Source organism: Pseudarthrobacter sp. 05T312 (assembly GCF_056396685.1).
The window spans coordinates 770502-794627 of record NZ_JBFTLY010000001.1 but is presented as its reverse complement, the minus strand read 5'-3'; the positions used below and the strand labels follow the sequence as shown (position 1 = coordinate 794627).

Annotated in this window: 23 protein-coding genes and 1 other RNA gene; 7 read left to right on the top strand and 17 right to left on the bottom strand. The window is 61.2% G+C overall.

The genetic code is table 11. The annotated features are described in order from the left end of the window. Positions 1-24: 24 nt before the first annotated feature. On the bottom strand, positions 25-489 hold the full coding sequence (locus AC1DIP_RS03920; protein ID WP_477732911.1) for a pyridoxamine 5'-phosphate oxidase family protein: 465 nt from the start codon (positions 487-489) through the stop codon (positions 25-27). 277 nt (positions 490-766) lie between these two features. On the opposite strand from AC1DIP_RS03920, the gene AC1DIP_RS03915 reads away from it, so the two are divergent. Beyond that, the gene (locus AC1DIP_RS03915) at positions 767-2914 is read left to right on the top strand and encodes an acyltransferase family protein (protein ID WP_477732910.1); all 2148 of its coding nucleotides are present in this window, start codon (positions 767-769) and stop codon (positions 2912-2914) included. Positions 2915-3027: 113 nt separating this feature from the next. Here the strand turns inward: AC1DIP_RS03915 and ssrA are convergent. The 14 genes from ssrA to AC1DIP_RS03845 all read right to left on the bottom strand — a co-directional run bounded on the left by ssrA (position 3028) and on the right by AC1DIP_RS03845 (position 15060). Beyond that, positions 3028-3396, bottom strand: a transfer-messenger RNA (tmRNA) gene (gene ssrA / locus AC1DIP_RS03910). A gap of 73 nt (positions 3397-3469) precedes the next feature. Next, entirely contained in the window at positions 3470-3943 is a 474-nt protein-coding gene (gene smpB, locus AC1DIP_RS03905) for an SsrA-binding protein SmpB (protein ID WP_141160006.1), read from the bottom strand. An 80-nt stretch (positions 3944-4023) separates the two neighbouring features. Beyond that, positions 4024-5454: a peptidoglycan DD-metalloendopeptidase family protein gene (locus tag AC1DIP_RS03900; RefSeq protein ID WP_477732909.1), complete on the bottom strand. Its 1431-nt coding sequence runs from the start codon at positions 5452-5454 to the stop codon at positions 4024-4026. Between the two features lie 27 nt (positions 5455-5481). After that, on the bottom strand, positions 5482-6396 hold the full coding sequence (gene ftsX, locus AC1DIP_RS03895) for a permease-like cell division protein FtsX (protein WP_476211700.1): 915 nt from the start codon (positions 6394-6396) through the stop codon (positions 5482-5484). After that, positions 6393-7181: a cell division ATP-binding protein FtsE gene (gene ftsE, locus AC1DIP_RS03890; RefSeq protein WP_476211701.1), complete on the bottom strand. Its 789-nt coding sequence runs from the start codon at positions 7179-7181 to the stop codon at positions 6393-6395. The genes ftsX and ftsE overlap by 4 nt, the downstream gene beginning before the upstream one ends. 188 nt (positions 7182-7369) lie before the next feature. Further along, positions 7370-8485, bottom strand: a complete 1116-nt coding sequence (gene prfB, locus AC1DIP_RS03885; protein WP_477732908.1) for a peptide chain release factor 2 — start codon at positions 8483-8485, stop codon at positions 7370-7372. 47 nt (positions 8486-8532) lie between these two features. Beyond that, a complete protein-coding gene (locus tag AC1DIP_RS03880; protein WP_477732907.1) occupies positions 8533-8979 on the bottom strand; it encodes a pilus assembly protein TadG-related protein in 447 nt (148 codons plus the stop codon). Beyond that, the gene (locus tag AC1DIP_RS03875) at positions 8976-9569 is read right to left on the bottom strand and encodes a hypothetical protein (RefSeq protein WP_477732906.1); all 594 of its coding nucleotides are present in this window, start codon (positions 9567-9569) and stop codon (positions 8976-8978) included. The genes AC1DIP_RS03880 and AC1DIP_RS03875 overlap by 4 nt, the downstream gene beginning before the upstream one ends. After that, positions 9550-9966, bottom strand: a complete 417-nt coding sequence (locus tag AC1DIP_RS03870; protein ID WP_477732905.1) for a TadE family protein — start codon at positions 9964-9966, stop codon at positions 9550-9552. Before AC1DIP_RS03870 ends, AC1DIP_RS03875 begins: the two co-directional genes overlap by 20 nt. Before the next feature lie 3 nt (positions 9967-9969). After that, positions 9970-10266 carry a hypothetical protein gene (locus tag AC1DIP_RS03865; protein WP_477732904.1) on the bottom strand — a complete coding sequence of 99 codons (297 nt, stop codon included), beginning with the start codon at positions 10264-10266 and terminating at the stop codon, positions 9970-9972. Positions 10267-10342: 76 nt separating this feature from the next. After that, positions 10343-11257 carry a type II secretion system F family protein gene (locus AC1DIP_RS03860; protein WP_477732946.1) on the bottom strand — a complete coding sequence of 305 codons (915 nt, stop codon included), beginning with the start codon at positions 11255-11257 and terminating at the stop codon, positions 10343-10345. A 23-nt stretch (positions 11258-11280) separates the two neighbouring features. Beyond that, positions 11281-12138, bottom strand: a complete 858-nt coding sequence (locus AC1DIP_RS03855; protein ID WP_477732903.1) for a type II secretion system F family protein — start codon at positions 12136-12138, stop codon at positions 11281-11283. Further along, the gene (locus AC1DIP_RS03850) at positions 12135-13358 is read right to left on the bottom strand and encodes a CpaF family protein (RefSeq protein ID WP_477732902.1); all 1224 of its coding nucleotides are present in this window, start codon (positions 13356-13358) and stop codon (positions 12135-12137) included. The genes AC1DIP_RS03855 and AC1DIP_RS03850 overlap by 4 nt, the downstream gene beginning before the upstream one ends. Before the next feature lie 214 nt (positions 13359-13572). Next, complete coding sequence (locus tag AC1DIP_RS03845) at positions 13573-15060, bottom strand: DUF2142 domain-containing protein (RefSeq protein ID WP_477732901.1); 1488 nt, start codon at positions 15058-15060, stop codon at positions 13573-13575. 249 nt (positions 15061-15309) lie between these two features. On the opposite strand from AC1DIP_RS03845, the gene AC1DIP_RS03840 reads away from it, so the two are divergent. After that, on the top strand, positions 15310-15696 hold the full coding sequence (locus AC1DIP_RS03840) for a GtrA family protein (protein ID WP_477732900.1): 387 nt from the start codon (positions 15310-15312) through the stop codon (positions 15694-15696). A 699-nt stretch (positions 15697-16395) separates the two neighbouring features. Next, positions 16396-18456 carry a lysozyme gene (locus AC1DIP_RS03835; RefSeq protein ID WP_477732899.1) on the top strand — a complete coding sequence of 687 codons (2061 nt, stop codon included), beginning with the start codon at positions 16396-16398 and terminating at the stop codon, positions 18454-18456. Between the two features lie 63 nt (positions 18457-18519). Here AC1DIP_RS03835 and rfbA read toward each other — a convergent pair whose 3' ends face one another. Further along, the gene (rfbA, locus tag AC1DIP_RS03830) at positions 18520-19386 is read right to left on the bottom strand and encodes a glucose-1-phosphate thymidylyltransferase RfbA (protein WP_142116985.1); all 867 of its coding nucleotides are present in this window, start codon (positions 19384-19386) and stop codon (positions 18520-18522) included. 55 nt (positions 19387-19441) lie between these two features. Here rfbA and rfbB point away from each other — a divergent pair, with 55 nt between their 5' ends. Genes rfbB through AC1DIP_RS03810 form a run of 4 tightly spaced genes read left to right on the top strand, consistent with a single transcriptional unit; the run spans position 19442 to position 23015 of the window. Continuing rightward, positions 19442-20440, top strand: coding sequence for a dTDP-glucose 4,6-dehydratase (rfbB, locus tag AC1DIP_RS03825; protein ID WP_477732898.1), 999 nt, complete (start codon positions 19442-19444; stop codon positions 20438-20440). Positions 20441-20443: 3 nt separating this feature from the next. Next, a complete protein-coding gene (locus tag AC1DIP_RS03820) occupies positions 20444-21868 on the top strand; it encodes a sugar nucleotide-binding protein (RefSeq protein WP_477732897.1) in 1425 nt (474 codons plus the stop codon). After that, positions 21865-22596, top strand: coding sequence for a glycosyltransferase family 2 protein (locus AC1DIP_RS03815; protein ID WP_477732896.1), 732 nt, complete (start codon positions 21865-21867; stop codon positions 22594-22596). Before AC1DIP_RS03820 ends, AC1DIP_RS03815 begins: the two co-directional genes overlap by 4 nt. 8 nt (positions 22597-22604) lie before the next feature. Next, positions 22605-23015: a DUF2304 domain-containing protein gene (locus tag AC1DIP_RS03810; RefSeq protein ID WP_477732895.1), complete on the top strand. Its 411-nt coding sequence runs from the start codon at positions 22605-22607 to the stop codon at positions 23013-23015. A gap of 57 nt (positions 23016-23072) precedes the next feature. Here AC1DIP_RS03810 and AC1DIP_RS03805 read toward each other — a convergent pair whose 3' ends face one another. Next, positions 23073-23954, bottom strand: coding sequence for a glycosyltransferase family 2 protein (locus tag AC1DIP_RS03805; RefSeq protein WP_477732894.1), 882 nt, complete (start codon positions 23952-23954; stop codon positions 23073-23075). Between the last annotated feature and the right edge of the window lie 172 nt (positions 23955-24126).

Here is a 24126-nt window from a genome sequence, read left to right as displayed (position 1 = left end):
CAAAGGGCCGATGGGCCCCGGTGCTTACGCTGTGTCCTTGGCTGCAGTGTCTCCGACATGGTTCCACCATGTCAGCGGCGGCGTGATGGCGAAGCGCCGGCCGCTGACGGACGTGGGGACAATGCGGACGAAATGGTCCTTTTCGCCGGCCTGCCAGGGAAACAGCGTCAGGGCGGCTCCCCTTAGGAGCTCCTGGGTGGGCTCCAGGATGACTGCCTTGCCTTTGACCAGCACGCTCCAGGCTTTGGAGTCGTCGTGGCCGTCTGCTTCGAGCGCGACGGCGAGTGGTCCCCCGGCGGCCCGAAGCTTGGTTCCTTCCCCGGTGCGGAAGACAACTGACTCCTGGTCCACTTTGTAGTTGATGGGGAAAACTTCCGGGTATCCGTCCACCAGCACCGCCAGGTGGCCGACGGACACACCGTGGAGGAGGTCCCAGCACGTTGCGGCGTCCAGGACTTCAGTGGGCAATTGCGCCGGGTCGTTGTGCATGCCATGACGATAAAGCCGGAACCGCCCGCCCCGCTAGAGTACTTAGGCCCGGCCGGCATTCGCGACGGAGCCTCGGTTCAGGGCAGGATGTGGCACCCCGCCCGCAGATCAACCGCGGTCGTAGACGGTGATAAAGTACAGTCGTGTAATTTTCGGGTAATGTCAGCGGTTTTCCCGCGCGGCGCCTCATTCCGAATGAGAAAAGCACACCCCCAGGAAGCTGGGCATGCCATCACGTCGGCGGCGTTCGTTAATTGAAGATTCCTGAGGAGTACGAGTGGCTGGACAGGTCTTGCTATCCCGGGCGGACCTGCGGCGGACAGCTGCGGTCAACGCCACCCGTAAGGACATTCAGGCGCTGCGTGCGCTGGCCGTAGGACTCGTCGTCCTCAATCACCTATGGCCACTAAGACTTCCCGGCGGTTACATCGGCGTAGATGTTTTCTTCGTGATCTCGGGGTACCTCATCACCAAGCATCTGCTCGGGGAACTTGAGCGCTCGAACCGGATCCATCTCGGAAAGTTTTACGCCCGGCGGATCAAGAGGTTGCTGCCGGCCGCAACCCTAGTGGCCGTCGCATCGCTGTTGGCTGCATGGGCCCTGCTGCCTTTCTCGCGCTGGGTCTCCATAGCCCAGGAAACCGCCGCATCTGTTTCCTATTTTGAAAACTGGGTTCTGGCCGCGAAGTCTGTGGACTATTCCGCACATAACGAGCTCGCTTCAACAGTGCAGCACTACTGGTCCCTGTCCGTGGAAGAGCAGTTCTACCTGCTCTGGCCGCTGCTGTTGGTCGGGCTGTTCCTGGCCGCAGCACGCTTACGGCTTCGTCGCCAGGCATTCCTTGCACTCGGTGTCGCCGTCATCAGCGCCCTGGCTTTGTCTTTCTGTGTCTGGTTTACCTATACCAACAAGAGCCCGGCATATTTCGTAACGCCTGCACGAGTATGGGAATTCGGGGCAGGGGCTTTGGTGGCAATCGGTGGTGCCCACGCGTTGGGCATTCTGCGTCTTAAGCTGCCGAGCCTGCACTTGGCTTTGTCAGGGGGCGCACAGTGGCTCGGTTACGGCTTGATAGCCTTCGCCGCCCTCTCCTTCAGCGAGCAGACTCTCTTTCCGGGCTTTGCGGCGATCGTTCCAGTCACCGGGACTCTGCTCGTGATCGCGGCGGGACCCAACGGTCCGGTCTGGTCCCCAAACCAGATACTTTCGGTCAAGCCCGTGCAGTTGCTGGGCGACGTTTCTTATTCTCTTTATCTGTGGCACTGGCCTTTGATCGTGTTGGCTCCGGCGGTCCTGGGGCACTCGCTGTGGACGGGCAACAAGATCGTCGTCCTGGTACTGGCAGTTGGGCTGGCCTACGCATCAAAGAAGTTGGTTGAGGACCCGGGCCGCACCAAGCTCCTCCCCTCGGCCAAACCGCTCCGCGTGATTGGCTCCACGGCTGTGGCGATGGCAGTCGTCTGGGCATTGTGCGGTGGTCTCTTGCTGGGCTTCGGCAAGGCACAAGAAGCCGAAGCAGCGAAGCTCCAGGAACTTTCCGGCGGCCCTTGCTACGGGGCAAGGAGCCTTGACGCACGCAATAATTGCCCAGACCCCTTCGGTGCTGCCAAAGTCGCGAATGTGGGACCAAACGAAGCACCGCGGTTTGACGCCCCAGAATGTCACCCCGCGGCTGACCCCATAACCTTCGAAGACCAAAAGATCCTGACGGAATGCGACTTCACCGGCGGAGCACAGCCTGAAGCTATTGTCTGGCTTATCGGCGACTCCCATGCAGAACAATGGAAAGGCGCCATATACGAACTCGCGCGGCTCCATAAGTGGAAGCTAAAGGAATCCCTCGTCGGAGGTTGTCCGTACGTAGACGTGAAGCGCGTTGCCTTCATGGGGACCCCTGCAAACGACCCCCACTCGCAACAGCGATGCCTGTCCTGGAGCAAACAGGTCACAGAACGGATTGTCAGCGAGAAACCCGATATGGTCTTTGCCTCATCGTTTGGTGCGGGTGAAACAATTGATGACGGAACGGGCCGTCCTCAATTGGACCAGTACAACGACGCGGTAGTCCAGCGGTTCCGGGCATGGACAGCGTCCGGGACGCGGGTCCTCGTCTTTCGGGACCCCCCTTTGACGCTGCACCACAGCAGCCCCGACTGCGTCGCACTCAACCAGCTAAGCCCGACCAACTGTGCTAATTCGCGAACTGACGCTCTGCAGCCCGACCCGATCGCCGACGCCGCCCGCGGCATGGGTAAACCCAATGTGAAGGTCCTCGACATGTCGGACCAATTCTGCGACAACCAGTCCTGCTACGCAGTAATCGGCGGTCTGCAGGTTTACGCCGACTACGACCATGCCGCACGAAGCTACATCCGCTCACTCATTCCCGTGGTCGCGCAAAGATTCAACGAGGCCATACAGTAGTCCTCCTCCTCGTCCCGGCCGCACGACAGGAAATAAAAAACACCCCGGTCCGAGGACCGGGGTGTTTTTCGATGACTCGACCCATCCGTGAAGGATGTCTCGAGCCACCACAGGGGTGGAGATGGGGGGAATTGAACCCCCGTCCGATGTCGTGTTGTCAGGGCTTCTCCGGGCGCAGTTTGCGTCGGAATTTCTCGGCCCCAGCCATGCTGCAAACAGCTGGCTGATCCGGGCCCAGTCACCTAAAAGTCCCGTTTGCTCCGATGACGGGAGCAAACAGCAGTGGCTATCTAAATGACGCCAGGATCCGGGGCGATAGCAACCTCGGGCTGACGGACTGTCTTACTGCTTAGGCAGCAAGAGCGAAGTCAGTGCGCTTAGAATTGGCACTTATTGGTTTGCAGACAGCGTTTACGAGATAAATCTGCATCCTCGGCCCGCTTCACCTGTCGCGACTAACATCGTCGAAACCGATCATCCCCGTATTTTGTTACCAAACCGGCTGGCAAGCCTGCCGGACTACCCATACTAACGCATACCCGCCCGGAATAATTCCTACCGGCGCCGGTTGCGCTCCCGCATCTCGCGCTGCGCCTCACGGTTGTCCTGCTGCTCGCGCAGGGTCTGCCGCTTGTCGTACTCCCGCTTGCCCCGGGCGACGGCGATTTCCACCTTGGCCCGGCCGTCGACGAAGTAGAGCTGCAGCGGAACCACCGTGTACCCGGCCTCCTGGACTTTGCGCGAGATCTTGATGAGTTCCTCGCGGTGCAGCAGCAGCTTGCGACGCCGCCTGGCGGCATGGTTGGTCCAGCTCCCCTGGTTGTATTCGGGGATGTGGATCGCTTCCATCCACAGTTCGTCGTTATAAAAAGTGCAGAATCCGTCCACCATGGAGGCGTGCCCCTCGCGCAGGGACTTCACTTCGGTGCCCATCAGCGCGATGCCGGCCTCGTAGGTGTCCAGCACGTGATAGTCATGCCGGGCCTTGCGGTTGGTGGCCACCACCTTACGGCCACTTTCTTTCGGCACGGGAAAACTCCTCAGGTTCAGGTTGGACGGTCCGGCCAGTGGCGCCGGAGCTATACCAGTCTACGGCAGGCGGTTGCTGCCTACAGCAGCCCCATGGGGTCGACGGCCTGGCCGTTGAGCCAGGTCTCGAAGTGGGCGTGGCAGCCCGTGGAGTTACCGGTACTGCCCGAGTAGGCGATGAGCTGCCCCTGCGAGACCCTTTGGCCGTTCGAGACCACGATGCTGGAGTTGTGGTAGTAGATGGTGGTGAGGGTGTTGCCCTGCACCATGCCGTGGTCGATCTTGACACGCCACCCACCGCCGTCGGCGGAGTTCCACCCTGAGCTGAAGACTTCCCCGGCGGCCGCCGCGTACACGGGAGTGCCGCAGGCCGCGCCGAAGTCGATGCCGGTGTGCATGTACCCGCCCGTGCCGTAGAAGTCGATTGTTCCCGGCGGAGTGGTCCGGTATCCAAAGCCGGAGGTGATGGGGATGCTGCCGTCGAAGGGATGGCGAAGTCCAAAGGCCGACGGCGAACCGGCTGCCGGCGGGACGTAAGGCTGGACGGGCGGGGCCGGGCGGTTCGCTGCCGCGGCTGCGGCGGCAGCGGCGGCGGCAGCAGCGGCAGCCTGCCGGCGCTGTTCCGCTTCCCATGCCTCGCGGGCCTTGCGGTCGCGTTCGGCAATTTCATTGGCCACTTGGTTCTGGTTGGCCTGGACGCCCGCCAGTTGCGCCTGGATTCCGGGTTTGGCGGCCTGGAGTTCAGCGTCGAGACGGGTGGTGTCGGCAATCAGCTGGTCCACCTGGGCCTTTTTGGCCGCTGCCTCGTCGCGTGCAGCCTTCTCCCGTTCAAGCGCGGCGTCAGCTTTGGCCTTGAGGTCCTTGATTTCCGCTTCCACAGCCTGAAGCCGGGCTTCCGAGTTCACGTTGGTCGCGTTCTGCTGGCTCAGCTTGTCCATGGCGGCGTTCTGGCTGCGCATGGCCTGGTCCGCCAAGTCCATGGTGTCGGTGAGGCTGCCCCCGCCGTTGGACCCGAAAAAGAGCGACAGGTTGGAGGGGACGCCGCCGGATTTGTAGGCCTGGGTCGCGATCTGGCCGATCAGCTTCTTGGTATCCGCAATCTTCTGCTTGTCGGTTTCCAGCTGCTGGGTGATCTTGGCTTTGTTTTGCTGCGCCATGTCGACGCGTGCAGCGAGTGCTTCCGATTCTTTGACTGCGCTGGCCACGCGGCCCTGCGCGTCAAGCAGCGCTTGCTGTGCCCCCGGGAGCTGGCCCTGGTAGATCACCAGGTCGCCGGCGGCCTTTGCGATTCGGGAATCGACAAACTCAAGGGACGCCTGGACGCGGGCTGCTTCGGCCTCGAGCGCGGCTTTCCGGTCTTCGAGGTCGTCTGCGAACGCCACGGGGGTGGCCACGGCCATGCCTGCGGAAAGGATGACGGTGAGCACGCCGCTGACGAGCCCCAAACGGCGGGCAGCTGACCGTCCCCGGCTTCGCCGGGCCCGGGTCGCGGTTTGATCAGTATCGTTCATGGGCATTCCTTGGTCGGTGTGCACAGCCTAAACGCGCAAATATCTACGAAGGGTCAAGAGGGACGAAATTCCTGCCAAGGATGCGCCAAGGACCAGCAGCGCCGGTGCGAGGATGAGGGTCTGGCCGGACGAAATGAAGGCCGTATCCGGGTATTGGCGGGACATGTAGTCGCCCAGGAAGAACTGCGCTACGGCCCACAGGGTGCCCGACGCCAAGGCCGCGCCGATTACTGCAGCAATGACGCCTTCGAGGATGAACGGCAGCTGGATGACAGTTTTGGATGCACCCACGAGCCGCATGATGCCGGTCTCCCGGCGCCTGCTGAAGGCGGAGAGCCTGATCGTGGTGGCAATAAGCAGGATCGCGCAGACGATCATGACTCCCGCGATGCCCACTGCCACCAGGGATGCCCCGTTCATCACCGAGAAGAGGCGTTCCAGCAGCTGTCGCTGGTCGATGACCGTCTCCACGCCGGGCTGTGAGGAGAACGTCTCGCTGATGATTTGGTACTTCTCCGGGTCCTTCATGTTGATCCGGAACGAAGCCGGCAGCTGGTCCGGGGTCACGGAATCCACGATGGGCGAATTGGAGAACTGGTCCTTGAAGTGCTTGTAGGCCTCATCCTTGGACTCGAACTGGAAGTCGTTGATGTACTGCGCCACAGCCGGGGATTCCAGGAGTGCGTTCAGGCCCTGCTGCTGTTCGGGGGTCACAGGCCCGGAAGCGCAGCCGGGCGCAGTGGACCCGTCGCTGCAGAGGAAGATGGCCACCTGGACCTTGTCGTACCAGTAGCCCTTCATCTGGTTGATCTGCATTTGCAGCATGCCCGCCGCACCTACGAACGTGAGGGACACGAAGGTCACCAGGATGACCGATACCACCATGGAAAGGTTCCGGCGCAGGCCGCTGCCAATCTCGGAAAGAATGAATGCGAGCCTCACCGCTGGGCCTCGCCTTCAGCGCCGTTGCCCGGCAGGCCGCCGTCGGGAGCTTCCCTGCCGCTGGCGTCCTTCAGGCGCCGGGACTGGCCGACGACGGGAATCATCGAGGTGTAAAGGGCCTTGGCTTCGTCGCGGATCACCACGCCGTTCTTGAGTTCCACCACGCGCTTGCGCATTTCGTTGACGATGTCGTCGTCGTGGGTGGCCATCACCACGGTGGTTCCATTCTGGTTGATCTTGTCCAGAACGCCCATGATTCCCATGGAGGTGGTGGGATCGAGGTTTCCCGTCGGCTCGTCTGCGAGGAGGATCCCGGGCCGGTTGACTACGGCGCGCGCAATGGCAACGCGCTGCTGCTCGCCGCCGGACAGCTCGTGCGGCATGCGGTGTTCCTTGCCTTCGAGCCCGACTGTCTTAAGGACCTCGGGGACTGTATCGCGGATCACGCTGCGGCTCTTGCCGATGACCTGCATGGCGAACGCGACGTTGGCGAACACGTTCTTCTGCGGCAGGAGGCGGAAGTCCTGGAAGACGACGCCGATGCCGCGGCGGAGGCGCGGAACCCGCCAGCTGGAAATTTTGGCGACGTTTTGGCCAGCGACGTACACCGCACCGGAGGTGGCGCGGTCTTCCTTCAACACCAGCCGGAGGAAAGTGGATTTGCCGGACCCTGAGGCGCCAACGAGGAAGGCGAATTCGCCGCGGTCGATCTCAAGGTCAATGGAATCCAGTGCCGGTCGGGCTTTCTGGTCGTAAACCTTGGTGACATTTTCGAATCGGATCATGGCCCTAAGTACCCTGCAGGGCATGGCTCATCCGTCTGATGCAGCCCAGTTCTGCAGCCGGTGCACGGGTTTTTCGTTTGGGGGAAAGTAGGGCCCCGGCCCCTTGACTATACGCAGAATCGGCGGCGGTTGGGCGGGCTTTCGGGGGCGTGTCGCCGCATCACCCGACGGCCCTCCAGGAAGGCATCCTACTTTTCGGCGTTACGGTTATCCGTGCGCCAGCGGATGCCCGCGTCAATGAAATCGTCAATCTCGCCGTCGAACACCGCCGACGTGTTGCCCACCTCGTGTTCGGTGCGCAGGTCCTTCACCATTTGGTACGGGTTCAGGACATAAGAGCGCATCTGGTCGCCCCAGGAGGCCTTGACGTCGCCGGCCAGCGCCTTCTTTTCCGCGTCCTCCTGTTCCTTCTTCAGCAGCAGGAGGCGGGACTGCAGCACGCGCATGGCAGCTGCGCGGTTCTGCAGCTGCGATTTCTCATTCTGCATGGAGACCACGGTGCCGGTGGGGATGTGGGTGAGGCGGACCGCCGAGTCAGTGGTGTTGACCGACTGGCCGCCAGGACCGGATGAACGGAAGACATCCACGCGGATTTCGTTGTCCGGGATCTCGATGGAATCCGTCTGCTCAATCAGCGGGATGACTTCAACGGCCGCGAATGACGTCTGCCGGCGACCCTGGTTGTCGAACGGGCTGATCCTGACAAGGCGGTGGGTGCCGGCTTCCACGCTGAGCGTGCCGTAGGCAAACGGAGCCTTAACCTCGAAAGTGGCCGACTTCAGTCCGGCTTCCTCGGCGTAGGAGGTGTCCATGACAGTGGTGGGGTACCCGTGCCGCTCAGCCCAACGCAGGTACATCCGCATGAGCATTTCGGCAAAGTCTGCGGCATCCACACCGCCCGCGCCGGCCCGAATGGAAACTACGGCTTCGCGTTCGTCGTACTCGCCGGACAGCAGGGTGACTACTTCCAGGTCCTTGAGTGCCTTTTTGATGGACTCAAGTTCGGCGGCGGCCTCCCCCATCGAGTCGGCGTCGTCTTCGTCCTGGCCAAGCTCCACCAGAACCTCAAGGTCGTCGATCCGGGACTCGAGGTTGGTGAGGCGTTCCAGTTCGGACTGCCGGTGCGAGAGCCTGGAGGTGACTTTTTGCGCGGCCGCGGGATCGTCCCAGAGGTTCGGTTCCCCCGCCCGCTCGCTGAGTTCGGCGATGTCTTCCTTGAGCGCCTCCACGTCGGTGACGCGTTCGATGGACTCGTAGGTGGCGCGCAGCGCACGGATTTCAGCGGAAAAGTCAATATTGGCCATGGTGGTTTAAGCCTACGCTATTGCCGAATCCTGCCTTTCCCGGCGTCCTACCGGGTCAACCTCGAGCGCGCCGTTGACGTTGCCTCAATGGGAATCCCGTCAGGAATGAGGAAGTTCACCACTGGCGGGTGGACGGCGGCCGTGAGGACAACGACGGCGGTGGACCCGTCCGGCGTTCCCGTCGCCCCGGTGACCGCAAGGCTGGAGAAACGCTGCGAAGCGGGGCTCCTTGCAACAAAGTCTGCTGCCACGTTCCGGACGCGTGCCGGGTTGAGGACAGCAGAGGGGCTGCCGCCCTGCGTTGAGACTTCGCCGAGGGTGTAGCTGTCGGCAGCGGCAAGCGAGGCCCCGTCCGCCAGGGACAGCAGGCGTTTGTGCTCCAGATAAACGGAGGAAATGCCGATGACCACCGTCGCCACCAGAAGCGCGAGGAGCACGTAGCCGAGGATCATGACCATCAACTGGCCATCCTGGTCTGGCTCCGGGCGGTTCATCGGTAACGCCCCACGAGCTGGGAAGAAGAAGCCTGCACCTCGGTGGCGGACAACCTGTCGGCAAAAGGCATGAAAGGCAGGGGCACGCTGAGGTTGACGGTCACCGTTACAGTGCTGCCCGCGGCCTGGCAGTCGGCCGGGCTGCAGAGGGTGCTCATAGTTGCCCGGCCCGCCTGGTGGCCGAAATCGGAGAGTGCCAGTGCCACCGCCTGCTCCGCAGCAGCCTGGGCACTGCCGGCATCGGGTTGGGCTACGTAGACCTTGGCTGCCTGGTCCGCGGCGCCCACGACGGCGAAGGATCCTCCCTGGATCTGCCCGACGGTTATGACGAAATACACCAGCGGGACCATCAGCAGGAGTGCAAGGAACGTAAACTCGACCACCGCGCTTCCCTGCTCACGGTCCGGGCCATGCTGAGGTCGTTCCGCACTGCGCGCAGGATACGGGCACTGGATGATGTCCTCCGGCTTTTCCCGGCAAAGTACTTCAGCAAGGCGGCTCCGTAAGCGGGGCCGCGGCGCGGAGTGCGGTACCGGGTTTGAACGGGGCGTTCTGTTGAAACCGGGTGGTTCAGGGCTGGACAGCAGCATGCCCCTTCACCTCCAGCACGTCCCTGGGTCCGATAAGACCAATGACAGGCATTGGGGCCCGGACCGTGACCTCCAGGGTGCGCATCCCTTGGAAATTCACTTCCTTGGCACTGACCTGCTCCGCGAAGCCCTGGTTGAGGGCCGTGCTGATGAGCCCGCGTGTCCGTTCTTCAGCATCCTTGCCGTTGCGGTCCGCGAGGGTCCCGTATCTCGCCCCGGATGCGGCGGCGTCGATGAGTGTATTTCTGACGTGCAGGACCAGGGTCAGTTGGAGTATCGCCAGGAAGAACATCGTCAGCAGCCCACCCACCAGGACAAAGTCCACAACGGCTGAACCCTGCTCGGCTGCCCGGGCAAGACCGTGCTGCTCCTGCGGCCGGGGAGCGGACCTCCCCATGGTTCAGTTTCCTACCTTGTCCATCGCCTGGTTGAACATGGCTTCCAGGGCGGGACCCGCGAGCGCCAAAAGGGCTGCCACCAACACCGCGGACATAAGGGTGATCATTACCCAGCCTGGTACGTCCCCGCGTTCAGTGCTGTCGCCAAGGCTTGCCGGGGGTTCCTGGCGGCCAAGCCGTCCGCCGTCGAACTTTCCGGCCTGTAGCCGATACGGACTAACCGTCCGGATCATCTGAAGTTGCAACATAGCCGCGAGGCCAAGAAGCAGCATCCCGAAGCGGATTCCCATGGTTTTCATCGTTGCGTCCTATTCCTGTTTCGTTGAGGGCGTGTGCAGCTGTTGCTGGGTGCGGTCGAGGGGCTTTTCCGCTTCATCAGAATCCGAGGTTGATCGCTGCGAGACCGGGGAAAACGGCAAATACCACGGTCAAGGGAAGTACTCCGAATACAAGCGGGACCATCATGGCAATCTCCTTCTTACCTGCAGCTTCCATGAGGTCGCGCTTCGCTGAATCTCGTACGTCCTGCGCTTGGGCGCGGAGCACGTCCGCGAGGGGTGTCCCTCGTTCCACCGCCACGACGATTCCGTCGACGAACCTGACCAGCGGCGCCAAGTCGGTTCGCGCTGAGAACTCCTGCAACGCCAGGACGAGGGGTTTGCCGGCCCTTGTCTCAGCAAGGATTTTCGAGAATTCCCTGGACAGTTCACCCTTGGCGCTCCTGCAGACCCTGTCCAAAGCGCCGGTCGCGCTCTCCCCTGCTCCCACCGCGAGGGCCATCAGTTCCGCCAAGCTGGGAAATTCTGCCATCATTCGTGTTTCCCGCCTGCGGACCTGGACGCCGAGCCAGTAGTCCCGCAGCACAAACCCCGCTCCGGCGCTGCCGATGATCACGACAGCCGCGAGGAGGGGGCTGAACCTGCCCGCTGCGGCACCAACGATGATGATGGTCAGGGACAAAACGAAGCCGGCGGCCGCCCATAGCAACTGCTCCGCGCGGAAGTCGATGGGTGCTTTATTGATTCCCGCCTGCGCCAGGCGCCGGGCTGTGGCGCCTGGCGAAGGGTTGAGCTTTCCGAGCGCGGATAACCAATCCCGGAATACGGGACGGAGGATGCGTTCAAGCGGTCCAAACGGTGTCAGGTTCTGCTCGCCGGCGCGGAGAAGTCGCGACTCCAGGTTCTGTGACTTCAGCTGGGGTTCAATCCGGTCAGACAGCGTCATGGGGCGCATCGGAGGTGACCGAAAGATCACCAGCCATAATCCGAGGCCGAGCCCCATTCCGCACATCACAGCCGCGGGGGAAAGGAAGATCACCGGAGCACTCTTTCATCCTGCGGCAAGGCACCGATCCTCAGCATGGCCGTGTAGCAAACCAGCGAGACCACAAGGCCCCCGACCAGCACTGCTGCCCCTGTCGGCGTGTTGTAGGCCTGGATGGCTTCCGGTCTGGTGGCGAGCAGGATCATCACGATCCACGGTGCGGCGACCGCGAGCCGGGCAGCGTTAATCGTCCAGGATTGCCGCGCCTCGAGCTCACTGCGGGTCCGGGCGCTTTCCCGCAGGAACTCGGCCAGTGTTCCCAAGAGCTTTCCCAGGTCGGAGCCGCCCACTTCCCGTGTGAGCCGCAGCGCTTCGATAATACGGTCAGCCACGGGGTCGGCCAGCCGCTTTTTCAGCTTGCTCAGGGACCCATCAAACTGGCCGCCGGCGCGGTAGTCGGCACCAAATTCGCGGAAAATGGGCCGCAACTCCTCTGGCCCCTTCTCTCCCAGCTGGATCAGGGCCTCGGGCAAGGGCAGCCCTGCGCGGATCGCGGAACGGAGGTGATCGACGACGTCGGGCCACAGTTGACGGAGCATCGCTGTCCTCTTCCTTGCGCGCCATCGCAGGATGGTGATGGGCAGCCACATGCCGAAGAGTCCAAAGCATCCCGCGATCGGCCAGGAACGGCTGACCGCGTAAAAGACAAGGGCGACGAAAATTCCAAGCCCAAGACAAGTCCCGGCCAGACTGCGCACGGACACTTTATCTACCCCAGCGGCAGCCAGGAGGTCAGCCAGGCGTCCCGGGTTCCGCTGCCTGTTTCCGCGGTCCGGCATTTCCCAGCAGGACCACCAGATCAGGAAGAGCCCAACCCCGGCCACGGTTCCCACCAACGCCGAGATCATCGCGGGTCCAGCAGTGCGGCGACGTCGAAGCCCGCCCTTGAGAATTTCTCCGCCGAAGGCATGGCGTTGGCTCGTGGCTGCAGAACGCCATTTTCCAAACAAAACACCAAGGACGACTCGATGATGCCGTTCTCCACCCGGCGGCCCAACGACAGGATCTGGGTGACTTGCCGGCGTCCGTCAGCGCTCCTGCTGCAGTGAACTACCAGATCGATGCACGAAGCGACTGTTGGCACAACGAACGCACTTGAGATGTTCTCTCCCGCCAGCAGCGGTAGCGTGCAGATCTTGGTAACTGCGTCATGAGCCGAATTCGCGTGCACCGTACACATTCCCGGAAGCCCGGAGTTCAGGGCGATAAGCATGTCCAGGCTCTCCGCTTCGCGCACCTCCCCCACAACCAGCCGGTCCGGACGCATCCGAAGTGCTTCCTTTACCAGGCGGCGGAGCGGAATTTCTCCCTCACCCTCGAGGTTCGGTTGACGGCACTGGAGCCCCACCACGTCCCGGAGGGGAAACTGCAGTTCGAAGATTTCCTCGACGGTGATGACACGTTCGCGGCTTCCGATGCTGGCGGCCAAACAATTCAGCATGGTGGTTTTGCCGGCCTGGGTTGCTCCCGATACCAGGATGTTGAGGCCGCTGGACACCGCCGCGCCGAGAAAGCGTGCTGCCTGCGGCGTCAGCGTCCCCAACTCCACGAGATGTTCCAGGCGGCTGGCTTTCACCACGAACTTGCGGATGTTCACTGCCCAGTGACGGCGGGTGACGTCGGGGATAACCACGTGCAGCCTCGAACCGTCCGGCAGCGCGGCATCGACGAACGGAGAGGACATGTCGAGCCTCCTGCCGGAGCTCTTGAGCATACGTTCCACGAGGCCGCGCACCTGCTGCTCCGTGAGGCTCAGCGATGTCAGCTCAGACTCGCCATTGCGCGCAACATAAATTTCGTTGGGCGCGTTGAGCCAGATTTCCTCGATCGAAATGTCATCCAGCAGTGGTTGAAGCACACCGAAACCTGCAACAGCATCGAAGAGAAACCGGCGGGCTGCATCGAGAGGGCCAATGGGCGGCAAAGGTCCCATCAGGGCCCGTTCGTCATAGTCCGTTACTGCTGCTTCAACCAACCGCCGGACCTCGTTGGCCTGCCTTAGCGGGTCCAGCCCGCGGCGGCGGATAAGTTCGCGGACTTCGTCCTCGACAATTCCCAGCGCGTCCATATGTTCCCCCATACAACTGCCGCCCCCAGCGGAGGCAGTGCGACTGGGTTACAGCCTAAGGAGACGGTGCCGCCGCAACAAGTCTTGGAGCCCACTTGTGGACAACATAATGGTGCTTCTTAAGGGGCAGTGTATTGGTCTTTATCCCAACGAGCTGTTCGCGGTCCTTTGGCCGCTACTCAGGCCCGTTGCCTTTCCTCGCGGATACTCTGGCTCAAACCACGCTCTGGCGGCTCCTTGGACCAGTCCCGCCCGGCGACGATGTCAGCAAGCGGTAGAGTGAGTATCCGGCCGCAGCCAGAACGGCGACGTAAGCGACCGCCAGTGCTTGCCAGGAAAACGGCGGCTGCCAGTGGGGCGCGAACATTTCTGTCCAGTTCACATGACCTTCCATATTCCCAACGGTGTATCGCCTCAAGCCTTCAAGCAGAAGATATGTGTGGGCAAGCGCCCCCACCACGAGACTCCACCTGACTATGGACAAAGTACGCGAGGACCTTCGGAATGGAGCGAAACGTCCCGCGACTCCACACGCCAGGAGCAGGGCCACCAGCACCGCCAGGATGTAGCGCCCCTGCCAGATCCATCCCACTTTCTCGCTTGACGACGCTTGCAACGCCACCGGCGCCACCAGTACAACCACAGTCAGCAAAGCTACAGACCATCTTGCCCGCAGGGGTCTGGCGGTCATGCCGACTATCAGAACAACGCCCATGGCCAGAACCCACGCATACACCACGGCAGGTGGCGGAGGTGTATCCAACCAGCCAAGGACCCCCACGTATTCGGGAACGTAGATAAAGGTGCGGTCTGCCATTGTGACTGCCGCCACGTCGCTGGGGACGGGAGTGCCGGCCAAAAGGCTGTCAAAGCTGTTGGAGCTGACAACCCAGCCAAGCGCAAACACGCAAGCCAGCCCCAAGACGGCCACGGGAACCCAGCCTGGACGATATCGGAAGACCCGCCCGAACGCTTGCAGGTCGTAGGCGAGGACGGCGGCAGCTACCACAACAGCCAGCCACAGCAATGAGACCGGGCGTGTGTTGGCAAGAAGTGCCCCCGCAGCAGCCACGCACCAGATCTTCGCATGCGAGTCTTGCAGCGCGCGGCTGCGCTCCAGCAAAGAGCAAAGGCACATAAAGACGCTGGCAGCCGTGCTGATTTCCAAGGCAGTGGGATTGATGCTCGCCGACAGGAAGAGGACCGCGGGCGTTATGGCGACGGCTGCCGCGAGCGAAGGCCAGACGAAGCGCCGAAGACTGGAGGCTGCCCAAAATATTGTGGCAAGGAAGAAGGCGCACACCCAAGTGCTTACCAGCCGCATGGCATAGAGAGCCGTTGCGCCGCTCAATCCACGGCTTGCCAACCCTACAATCCCGTAGTACACGGGATTGTAGTTACCTGCTGAGGTAAACGCGGTTGTTGTCCCCCTGTCGGCGGCATTAATGGGCAAGGCACAGTTTGCCGTCACTTCCGGATGGTGCGCGAAGCAGAGATTGCTTTCCAATTTTGCGATGTAGCCCGGGACTTGAACCGCCAGACGCTCACCTTGAACACCGGTGGAGCTGCCAGTGAACTGCCCCCGTGCCACTGCCGCAGCCTTCACCGTGTGGGCCGGCTCGTCAGGGGCCGACATCAGGGGGGAAGCGAAGCACCATACAGTGCCCAGCAGTCCGATCAATAGCCAGGCGACAATCAGCACTTTGGCGGAAGAAGGGCGTTCCGGGCGACCGGCAGGGGCTGGCCCCGGGAGGGCGAGTCGTTTTGATTGAGTTCTCGGCATGATAATTTGATGTTACTAGGAGGTCAGCTCAGAACGTCTGGAGTCTCCGTTATGCCGGGGAGGGCACCAGGGCGCGTGCGATTTTCAAGAACCACAACACCAACCAGCAGAACACGCGGAAAAAGTAGTGTCCTGCGCACTCGGGCCCAAAAGTTGTACCAGAACTCCGTGCTCAGATTCCTCTTCGTGGGCGGGCTCTCGTTTGCTTTAGATTTGGGGCTTCTTGTACTCCTTCACGAGGTAGTGGGCGTAGATCTCGTCATAGCGACTCCAATCGCTTTCCTAGTAAGTCTGGTCTTCAACTACTTTCTGCAGCGCATCTTCACCTTCCAGGCCACCAATCATCACGGTATTAGTGCCGCAAAGTACATCTCCCTAGTGGTTTTCAATGTCGTTGTCAGCGACTTCATCGTCACCGGATTTGACGCCCTGGGGTGGTATTACATAATCGGCAAGGGAACCTCTACCGTGCTCACCACAGTTTGGAACTATTTCCTTTACAGGGAATGGATTTTCAAGAACAAGGTAGCGCCACTGGAGAAATCCCGCGCCTGAACTGCAGCTGGGCAGGTATGGACCACCATTTCTGCGCTTTCTTTTTGGAACGCATTTCCCGGTATGGCATGTTCCGAGCCCAGTTTTCCTGCCGTGAGCGCAGCTCTTGGGCTACATGAGTCACATGGGCAACATCAGAACCACTGGTTACATGGCACTCCGCGATGCTATGGTGAGCGCGTTAATTGTCGCCACCACCTGTCCCACGTGCCTTCCCTGGGGGGAAGCACCTGAGCAGCAATCAAGAATGAGCGCTCAGTGGAGCGCTTGTTTGTCTCCGGAGCACATATGAAGCGGAACCTGTCTCAGTCCCGTCACCAAGCCCTGAAATTTATCGCGACCGTCGTACTCGCCACCTCCCTGCTGACGGGTCCAGGTCTTACGGGGTTTGCCGCCGCAGTAGAGTCCACGCCCTCTCCCTCGCCGTCATCAAATCAAAGTGCCGTGCCGGGTAATGCGGCCGCCGCGACCCCCAGCCCCAGTCCTTCCGTTACCGCTGGCACGTCCACGCCGGTGCCCGCGCCCACCCCGTCAGCTCCGTCCGCCCGGACTCCGTCCGCGTCGGCATCGCAAACGATGGCAGAAGCAGTCGGCCGCGGCGCTGAAATGGGCCAACGCTCCGCCAGGGTGACAGCCTCCTCAAATACTCCCGCCACAAAAAGCCCGAGCATGGAGTCGCTCTCTACCGAAGGAACCTGGATGCCGACATTCGGGGTCCAAGGACTCGATGTCAGTGGCTACCAGCCTAACGTCGACTGGCAGCAGCAGTGGAACATGGGTGCGAGATTTGCATATGTAAAGGCCAGCGAGGGCAATTACATGACAAACGACCAATTCAGCGCGCAGTACCAAGGCTCGCGGGATGTCGGAATGATTCGCGGCGCGTACCACTTCGCGATCCCGAACTGGTCGTCGGGAGCCGACCAGGCACGGTACTTCGTAGCGAACGGAGGTGGCTGGTCAGCCGACGGTTACACCATGCCTCCCGTCCTAGACTTCGAGTTCAATCCGTACGCGGGCCGCACCATCAACGGTTTCTACTTCGGAAATACTTGCTACAACATGACGCCCGAGCAGCTGACCTCCTGGGTCCAGGACTTTGGTAACACCATGAAGTCGTTGACCGGCCGGCTTCCGGCAATCTACACAAACACAAACTGGTGGAACCAGTGCCTGGGCAGCCCGTCAGGCTTCGGTGACTATCCGCTGTGGGTGGCCGCTTACCCGGGTGCGCCTACCAACGATGCCGGGCCGATTCCGACAGGCAGTTGGAGCACCTACAGCATTTGGCAGTACAGCAGCACTGGACCGTTCGCGGGCGACTCGAACGTCTGGAACGGTGACTACCCGTCACTGCAGCGGCTGGCAGGGTCCGCGCTTCCCACGGGAAGCTTTGATTCCCTGTCGATAACAGGCAGCGGAACCCAGTTTTCGCTACGTGCGCGTGGCTGGTCGGTTGATCTTGCAAACACCGCCGCCGCGAACCAGACACACGTGTACGTCACGTCGCCGGGTGGCACCACCACCGGGTATGCATGGACGGCCAATGCCTACAGACCCGATGTCGACCAAGCCCTGGGCTACGGACCCAACCACGGTTTCGACGGATCTGTCCCTATTACCCAATCAGGCACATACACCGCATGCGCCTATTCGATTGGCACTTTCGGCAATACGCCCCTTGGCTGCAAGAGCGTCACCGCTACAGGGATCGGGGTGCCTGTAGGCAGCTTTGACAGCCTCACAAAGGTCGTTGCGGCTGACAAAGTCACATTGCAACTCAAAGGGTGGGCAGTCGACCAGGCCAATCCATCCGCATCGTCGTACGCAGACGCCTACGTAACGGCACCGAATGGGACAACTACCGGTTACCGCATGACGGCCAACACCTCCCGGCCAGACGTGCAATCAGCGACGGGCCTGGGTTCGAACCACGGTTTCGACTATCAGGTACCCGTAACAGCTCCAGGGTCTTACAAGGTCTGCGCATATGCGATAGGCCAGAATGCAAACACTCCTTTGGAGTGCAGGACTGTAAGTATCGACGCGAATCCATCGCCCATCGGAAGTTACGACACCCTATCCATAATCCAGACGGCCAACTCTGCGGCCCTTCAGGTCACCGGTTGGGCTTTGGATCCCACCCAGCCCGCCACGAGCATTCCTGTCAACGTGTACGTTTCCGCCAAAGATGGAACAACCCTGACGACTCCTGCGCCTGTAAACGTCACGGCAAACCTGAAAAGGCCGGACGTGAACTCCGCGCTGGGGACAGTGGGTGATCATGGTTTCCAAGCCGGGCTTCCCATCACCGCAACCGGCACCTACTCGGTCTGTGTCCAGGCCGCGGGCGTGGCGCCCGTCTCCAACGGGCCCACCTTGCTTGGTTGCAGGAACTTGACCGTCAGTTCTACGCCGCCCACCATGGGGTTCCTCGACAGCGCCGGCATTCAGGTGTCCAACGGACAGGCTGCCGTTGTAGCGCAAGGCTGGACCCTCGATCCTGCGTTGCCCGGCATATCCAATCCTGTGCATGCCTACGTCACCTATCCGGACGGCAGCACAAAAGGCTACGCGTTCACCGCGAATTTGAAGCGGCCGGATGTCAACAGCGCCCTGCAGACAGTGGGTGACCACGGCTATTCGACATTGGTCCCCATCACCGCCCGGGGCCAATACCGCGTCTGCACTTACGGCATTGCGGTCTCAATATTTGCTGCGTACAACTCGCAGTTGGGATGCCGTACCTTGTCTTACTAGGAAACGAATAGGGGGTGAAGCAGCAGCGGCTGCACGCCCCTTATTCGTGTCCAAGCCCCAGGACTACTTCTCAGCGAGGAGCTCCAGAAGGTACGCCCCATAGCCGCTCTTGACCAAGGGCTCGGCGCGTTCCCGGAGCTCGTCGTCGGTCAGGAAACCGAGGCGCCAGGAGATCTCTTCCGGGGCACCGATCTTCAGGCCCTGCCGGTTCTCGACGGTCCGAATGAAATTTGATGCGTCGTTCAGGTCATTGAAAGTGCCGGTATCAAGCCATGCGGTTCCGCGCGGCAGTATCTCCACCTGGAGCTTTTCGGCCTCAAGGTAAACCCGGTTGACGTCGGTGATTTCCAGCTCCCCGCGGGCAGAAGGCTTCAGATTCTTGGCAATATCAACTACATCATTGTCATAGAAATAGAGTCCGGGAACGGCGTAATGACTCTTAGGAGCCGCCGGCTTCTCCTCCAGTGAGAGCGCTTTGCCGTTGTCGTCGAACTCAACCACACCGTAGGCGGAAGGATCCTTGACCCAGTACCCAAAGACAGCGCCGCCGTCGATGGTCTTGAACCGGCGCAACTGGGTTCCCATGCCCTGCCCGTAGAAGATATTGTCGCCCAGCACCAATGCAACGCTGTCGTCGCCAATGTGGTCGGCACCGAGTACGAACGCCTGGGCCAACCCATCCGGCGAAGGCTGCTGCTTATAGGTGATGGAGACGCCAAAGCGGGAACCGTCTCCCAGCAGGCGTTCAAACTGCTCCGCGTCGTGAGGCGTGGTGATGATGAGGATGTCCCGGATACCCGCAAGGATCAACGTCGAAAGCGGGTAGTAGATCATTGGCTTGTCGTAAACCGGTACCAACTGCTTGCTGACACCCAGTGTGATGGGATGAAGCCTGGAGCCGGTTCCGCCGGCAAGTATTATTCCGCGCATGCCCCCATCTTTCCCTTCGCTAAGGGCAGCAGCAAATCCGGTAGTCTAGGGAATTATGCAGCGACTTCTCGTGACCGGCGGAGCCGGCTTTATCGGCTCAAACTTTGTCCACTACGTTATCGAAAACACTGAAGATCATGTCACTGTTCTGGACAAGCTGACCTACGCGGGGAACCTCGAGTCGCTGCGCGGCCTTCCGGAGGACCGCTTCAGCTTCGTTAAGGGCGACATTGCCGATGCCGGCATCGTGGACGGGCTGGTCGCCGACGCCGACGTCGTTGTCCACTACGCTGCCGAGTCGCACAACGACAACTCGCTGCATGACCCCCGCCCCTTCCTGGACACCAACATCATCGGCACTTACACGCTGATCGAGGCTGCACGCAAGCACAACAAGCGCTTCCACCACATCTCCACCGACGAGGTTTACGGCGACCTGGAACTGGACGATCCCGAGCGGTTCACCGAGCAGACCCCCTACAACCCCTCCAGCCCGTACTCCTCCACGAAAGCCGGCTCCGACCTGCTGGTCCGTGCCTGGGTGCGCTCATTCGGGCTGCAGGCCACCATCAGCAACTGCTCGAACAACTACGGGCCGTACCAGCACGTGGAAAAGTTCATTCCCCGGCAGATCACCAACGTGATCGACGGAATCCGACCCAAGCTGTACGGCAAGGGCGAGAACGTCCGCGACTGGATCCACGCCAACGACCACTCCTCCGCAGTCCTGGCCATCATCGCCAAGGGAACCATCGGTGAGACCTACCTGATCGGTGCCGACGGCGAGAAGAACAACAAAGACGTCGTCGAATTGATCCTCAAGCATATGGGCCAGTCCCCCGACGCGTACGACCATGTGGTGGACCGTCCAGGCCACGACCTCCGGTACGCCATCGACTCCACCAAGCTCCGCAACGAACTCGGCTGGGAGCCACAGTTCTCCAACTTCGACGCCGGCATCGAAGACACCATCGCCTGGTACCGAAACAACGAACAATGGTGGCGCCCACAAAAAGCTGCCACTGAAGCCAAGTACAAGGAACAGGGCCAGTAGTCCATGTCTCTGGAGTTCTCAAAAAAGCTTGCCGGCCACGAAACTCCCATTCCCGGCGTCGTCCTCTATGACCTTCCGGTCCACGGCGACAACCGGGGCTGGTTCAAGGAGAACTGGCAGCGGGAAAAAATGGTGGCCCTCGGGCTGCCGGATTTCCGGCCCGTCCAGAACAACATTTCCTACAACGAGAAGGCGGGAACCACCCGCGGTATCCACGCCGAGCCGTGGGACAAATTCATCTCGGTGGCCACGGGCCGCATCTTTGGAGCCTGGGTCGATCTTCGTGAAGGGCCCTCGTTTGGCGCCGTGTTCACGGCTGAACTCGACGCCAGCCAGGCCATTTTCATCCCGCGCGGCGTCGGCAACGCCTTCCAAACCCTGGAAGACAACACGGCGTACACCTACCTCGTGAACGACCACTGGTCCGCCGACGCCCAGGGACAATACACCTTCCTGAACCTTGCCGACGAGACAGCTGCCATCAAGTGGCCGATCCCGCTCGACCGGGCCGAACTTTCCGACAAGGACAGGGCCCACCCCCGGCTGGCCGACGTCGCGCCGATGCCGTCGAAGAAGATTCTGGTGGTCGGCGCGGATGGGCAGTTGGGCAAGGCACTGCGCACACAGTACGACGGCGACACTACTGTTGAGTTCGCCGGGCGCGGTGAGTTTGACCTCACCAACGCGGACACCTTCGCGAACCGGAACTGGAAGAACTACTCCACCATCGTCAACGCCGCTGCATACACCGCCGTGGACGCTGCCGAATCCGAGGAAGGCCGGGCTGCGGCGTGGGCCATCAACGTCACCGCGGTAGCCAACCTGGCCCGCACCGCCGTCGAGCATGACCTCACCTTGGTGCACGTCTCCTCGGACTATGTCTTCGACGGAAGCCGCGAAGACCACGACGAGGACGAACCACTCACTCCCCTGGGCGTCTATGGTCAAACCAAGGCAGCCGGGGACGCGGTGGTCAGTGTTGTTCCGCGCCATTACATCGTCCGGACCAGCTGGGTTATCGGTGAAGGCAACAACTTTGTCCGCACCATGGCCAAACTGGCCCGCAACGGCGTCAAGCCCTCGGTCGTCAACGACCAAATGGGCAGACTGAGTTTCACCGAAGACATTGCAGCCTTCATCAGGCACCTGCTTGAGGGGCGCGCCGACTACGGAACGTACAACTTCAGCAATGACGGGCCCGCGAAGAGTTGGGCGGATATTGCCGCAGACGTCTACGAGCATTCGGGAGCAGCCCGCGGTGATGTCACAGGCATCACGACCGCCGAGTACTTCAAGGGCAAAGCAGCCGCTCCCCGGCCACTTCTGAGCACCCTTAATCTGGCTAAGGCACGCTCAACGGGCTTCGACGTAGCGGACGCCGGCGAGCGGCTGGCAACATACCTCAAGTTGGAAAACGATAAGGCATGACACCGGCAGAGCAGGCGCAGCGCACGCTGGTCATCATGCCGGCGTGGAACGAGTCCGAGGCCATCGGCAATACCATCAGGGAGGTCTTTGAGTTCGGTCCCGCCTGTGATGTCCTGGTTGTGGACGATGGTTCCCGCGACAACACGGCACAGGTGGCCCGCGACGCAGGCGCGCTGGTTGTACAGCTCCCTTTTAATATGGGAGTTGGTGGTGCCATGCGGACCGGGTTCAAGTACGCGAAGATGCACGGGTATGACCAAGTCATCCAGGTCGACTCGGATGGACAACACGATCCAAGGGATATCAAGGCCGTCCTTGATGGCCTTCAAGATGCTGACATCGTTATTGGTGCACGCTTCGCGGACAAAGGGAACTACACGGTCCACGGCCCTCGTAAATGGGCCATGAATGTCCTTGCGTGGACCATCTCGAAGATCGCCGGGACACAGCTCACGGATGTCACCTCAGGATTCCGCGCTGCCAACGCGAAAACAATCAGGCAATATGTGGACCATTACCCGGCCGAGTACCTTGGCGATACCATCGATTCGCTTGTAGTTGCGATCCGGTCCGGCTGCACGGTGCGCCAGGTTGGAGTCTCCATGAGGGAAAGGCAGGGTGGAACGCCAAGCCATGACCCGATTAAGGCTGCAATCTATTTGGGCAGGTCAGCTTTTGCCCTTCTCTTCGCCCTGACGCGCAAGAAGAACGTACCGTCATCCAACTAGGAGTTCACATGGCCACCCTCGTTGGCTTTATCTTTGTGCTGGTCATTCTGCTCATCATCTTTGAGATGCTTCGCCGGCGCCACCTGCGGGAAAAGTATGCCGTGCTGTGGATCATCATTGGCATCGGAGTGCTGGTCCTCGTTGCCTTCCCGCAGTTGCTGTTCTGGGCCAGTGGAGTGCTTGGCGTACGGGTACCTTCCAACCTGCTCTTTGCGATGGCGCTTCTGCTGCTCGTCCTGGTCTGCCTCCATCTGTCCTTCGAGCAGTCCCAGGCAGAAGACGAAATTCGAGTCCTCGCTGAGGAAGTGGGGATTCTCCGCCTCAAGGTGCAGGAACTGGAGACGCGCGGGACGCGGGACGAACCAGGACACGGCAGCGATGTTCGCGGCGCGGGGAAACCGCCCGAAACGAATCTTTAAAACACCAAGGGGGCTTCCGGCTTAGGCCGGAAGCCCCCTTGGTGTAGTTGGAGCCTGCTAGGAAACGACGTGCTTCAGCAGCCGCGGCAGCGAGTCCGTTTTCCCGATAGCCAGTGAGCGGGCCACCAGGGTGGCAGCATTGAGGCGGGACGTTGTATGGAAAGCTGCCGCGCGAGCCGTTCGTTGCCAGCCAAGCTCGCGGAAGCGGCGCGCCTGAACCTCAAAGAAAGCCCGCTCTTCGTCAAAGCGCCGTCCGTCGAGGGCCTTCACCGATGAGTCTGACGCGGAATGGCGCCGGTAAAGGAATGCGAGGGTGGGGTCCACTACCATCGATCCATTTTCGGCGGCAATGTCCAGCAGGAGGGCAAGATCCTGTACGACGTGGAGCCCTTCCGTGAAGCCGATGCGCCGAATGACGTCCGTCCGCCAAGCGAGGGACGGGAAGTAAGCCCAGTCCGCCCGCACCAGGCTGGTTGCCATCTGTTCGCCCTGCAGGAGAACGGCTTCTTTGGTGTTTGGCGCGTAGACCTTTTTCACGATGTCGACCAGGGGCGAGCATGCCCGTCCCCTCTCGTCAATAACCTGCACCCCGGGCTGGACCACGCTGGCCTGCGGAAAAGTCTCGAACGCCTTGGACACGACGGCAAGATAGTTCGGCAGCATAATGTCGTCAGCGCCCATGACCACGACAATGGGGGCTTCAGCCAACTCAAGCGCCTTACGGTAATTGCCGTTGGCACCCAGGTTCTTCTCGTTCTTCTGGTACGTCACCCGGGGGTCAGTGATGGATTCGAACCACCGCTGGGGTTCCGGGCTCGGAAACCCGTCATCCACCACGATCAGGCGCCAGTCCTCGAACTGCTGGCTCATGACACTCTGAGCCGCAAGTTTCATCAGGTCGACATCCCCGTAGTAGGGCAGCAATACGTCAATGGCCATGTGCCAGGTAGGTCCTTTTCTTGAATCAACACAGGTGGGATCTGTCTGCCCGGTAATGAGCACCCCGATAATGCTACCCCGTCACCGCTGGCCACCCTCGTCGGGCGTCTGGACAGACCACGGTCACCGGGGGCGAATGGAAGGGCTCTACGAGCCAACGATAGACTTGGGC

What these genes read in the sequence shown, in the direction of transcription:
- AC1DIP_RS03820 (WP_477732897.1), top strand. Translation starts at nt 20,444, where the DNA reads ATGTCTCTGGAGTTCTCAAAAAAGCTTGCCGGCCACGAAACTCCCATT.
- AC1DIP_RS03875 (WP_477732906.1), bottom strand. Translation starts at nt 9,569, where the DNA reads ATGCTGCTGTCCAGCCCTGAACCACCCGGTTTCAACAGAACGCCCCGT.
- rfbA (WP_142116985.1), bottom strand. Translation starts at nt 19,386, where the DNA reads ATGCGCGGAATAATACTTGCCGGCGGAACCGGCTCCAGGCTTCATCCC.
- AC1DIP_RS03805 (WP_477732894.1), bottom strand. Translation starts at nt 23,954, where the DNA reads ATGGCCATTGACGTATTGCTGCCCTACTACGGGGATGTCGACCTGATG.
- AC1DIP_RS03865 (WP_477732904.1), bottom strand. Translation starts at nt 10,266, where the DNA reads ATGAAAACCATGGGAATCCGCTTCGGGATGCTGCTTCTTGGCCTCGCG.
- AC1DIP_RS03920 (WP_477732911.1), bottom strand. Translation starts at nt 489, where the DNA reads ATGCACAACGACCCGGCGCAATTGCCCACTGAAGTCCTGGACGCCGCA.
- prfB (WP_477732908.1), bottom strand. Translation starts at nt 8,485, where the DNA reads ATGGCCAATATTGACTTTTCCGCTGAAATCCGTGCGCTGCGCGCCACC.
- AC1DIP_RS03855 (WP_477732903.1), bottom strand. Translation starts at nt 12,138, where the DNA reads ATGATCTCGGCGTTGGTGGGAACCGTGGCCGGGGTTGGGCTCTTCCTG.
- AC1DIP_RS03870 (WP_477732905.1), bottom strand. Translation starts at nt 9,966, where the DNA reads ATGGGGAGGTCCGCTCCCCGGCCGCAGGAGCAGCACGGTCTTGCCCGG.
- AC1DIP_RS03850 (WP_477732902.1), bottom strand. Translation starts at nt 13,358, where the DNA reads ATGGACGCGCTGGGAATTGTCGAGGACGAAGTCCGCGAACTTATCCGC.
- AC1DIP_RS03900 (WP_477732909.1), bottom strand. Translation starts at nt 5,454, where the DNA reads ATGAACGATACTGATCAAACCGCGACCCGGGCCCGGCGAAGCCGGGGA.
- AC1DIP_RS03815 (WP_477732896.1), top strand. Translation starts at nt 21,865, where the DNA reads ATGACACCGGCAGAGCAGGCGCAGCGCACGCTGGTCATCATGCCGGCG.
- AC1DIP_RS03835 (WP_477732899.1), top strand. Translation starts at nt 16,396, where the DNA reads ATGCCGACATTCGGGGTCCAAGGACTCGATGTCAGTGGCTACCAGCCT.
- rfbB (WP_477732898.1), top strand. Translation starts at nt 19,442, where the DNA reads ATGCAGCGACTTCTCGTGACCGGCGGAGCCGGCTTTATCGGCTCAAAC.
- AC1DIP_RS03810 (WP_477732895.1), top strand. Translation starts at nt 22,605, where the DNA reads ATGGCCACCCTCGTTGGCTTTATCTTTGTGCTGGTCATTCTGCTCATC.
- AC1DIP_RS03860 (WP_477732946.1), bottom strand. Translation starts at nt 11,257, where the DNA reads ATGTGCGGAATGGGGCTCGGCCTCGGATTATGGCTGGTGATCTTTCGG.
- AC1DIP_RS03880 (WP_477732907.1), bottom strand. Translation starts at nt 8,979, where the DNA reads ATGAACCGCCCGGAGCCAGACCAGGATGGCCAGTTGATGGTCATGATC.
- ftsE (WP_476211701.1), bottom strand. Translation starts at nt 7,181, where the DNA reads ATGATCCGATTCGAAAATGTCACCAAGGTTTACGACCAGAAAGCCCGA.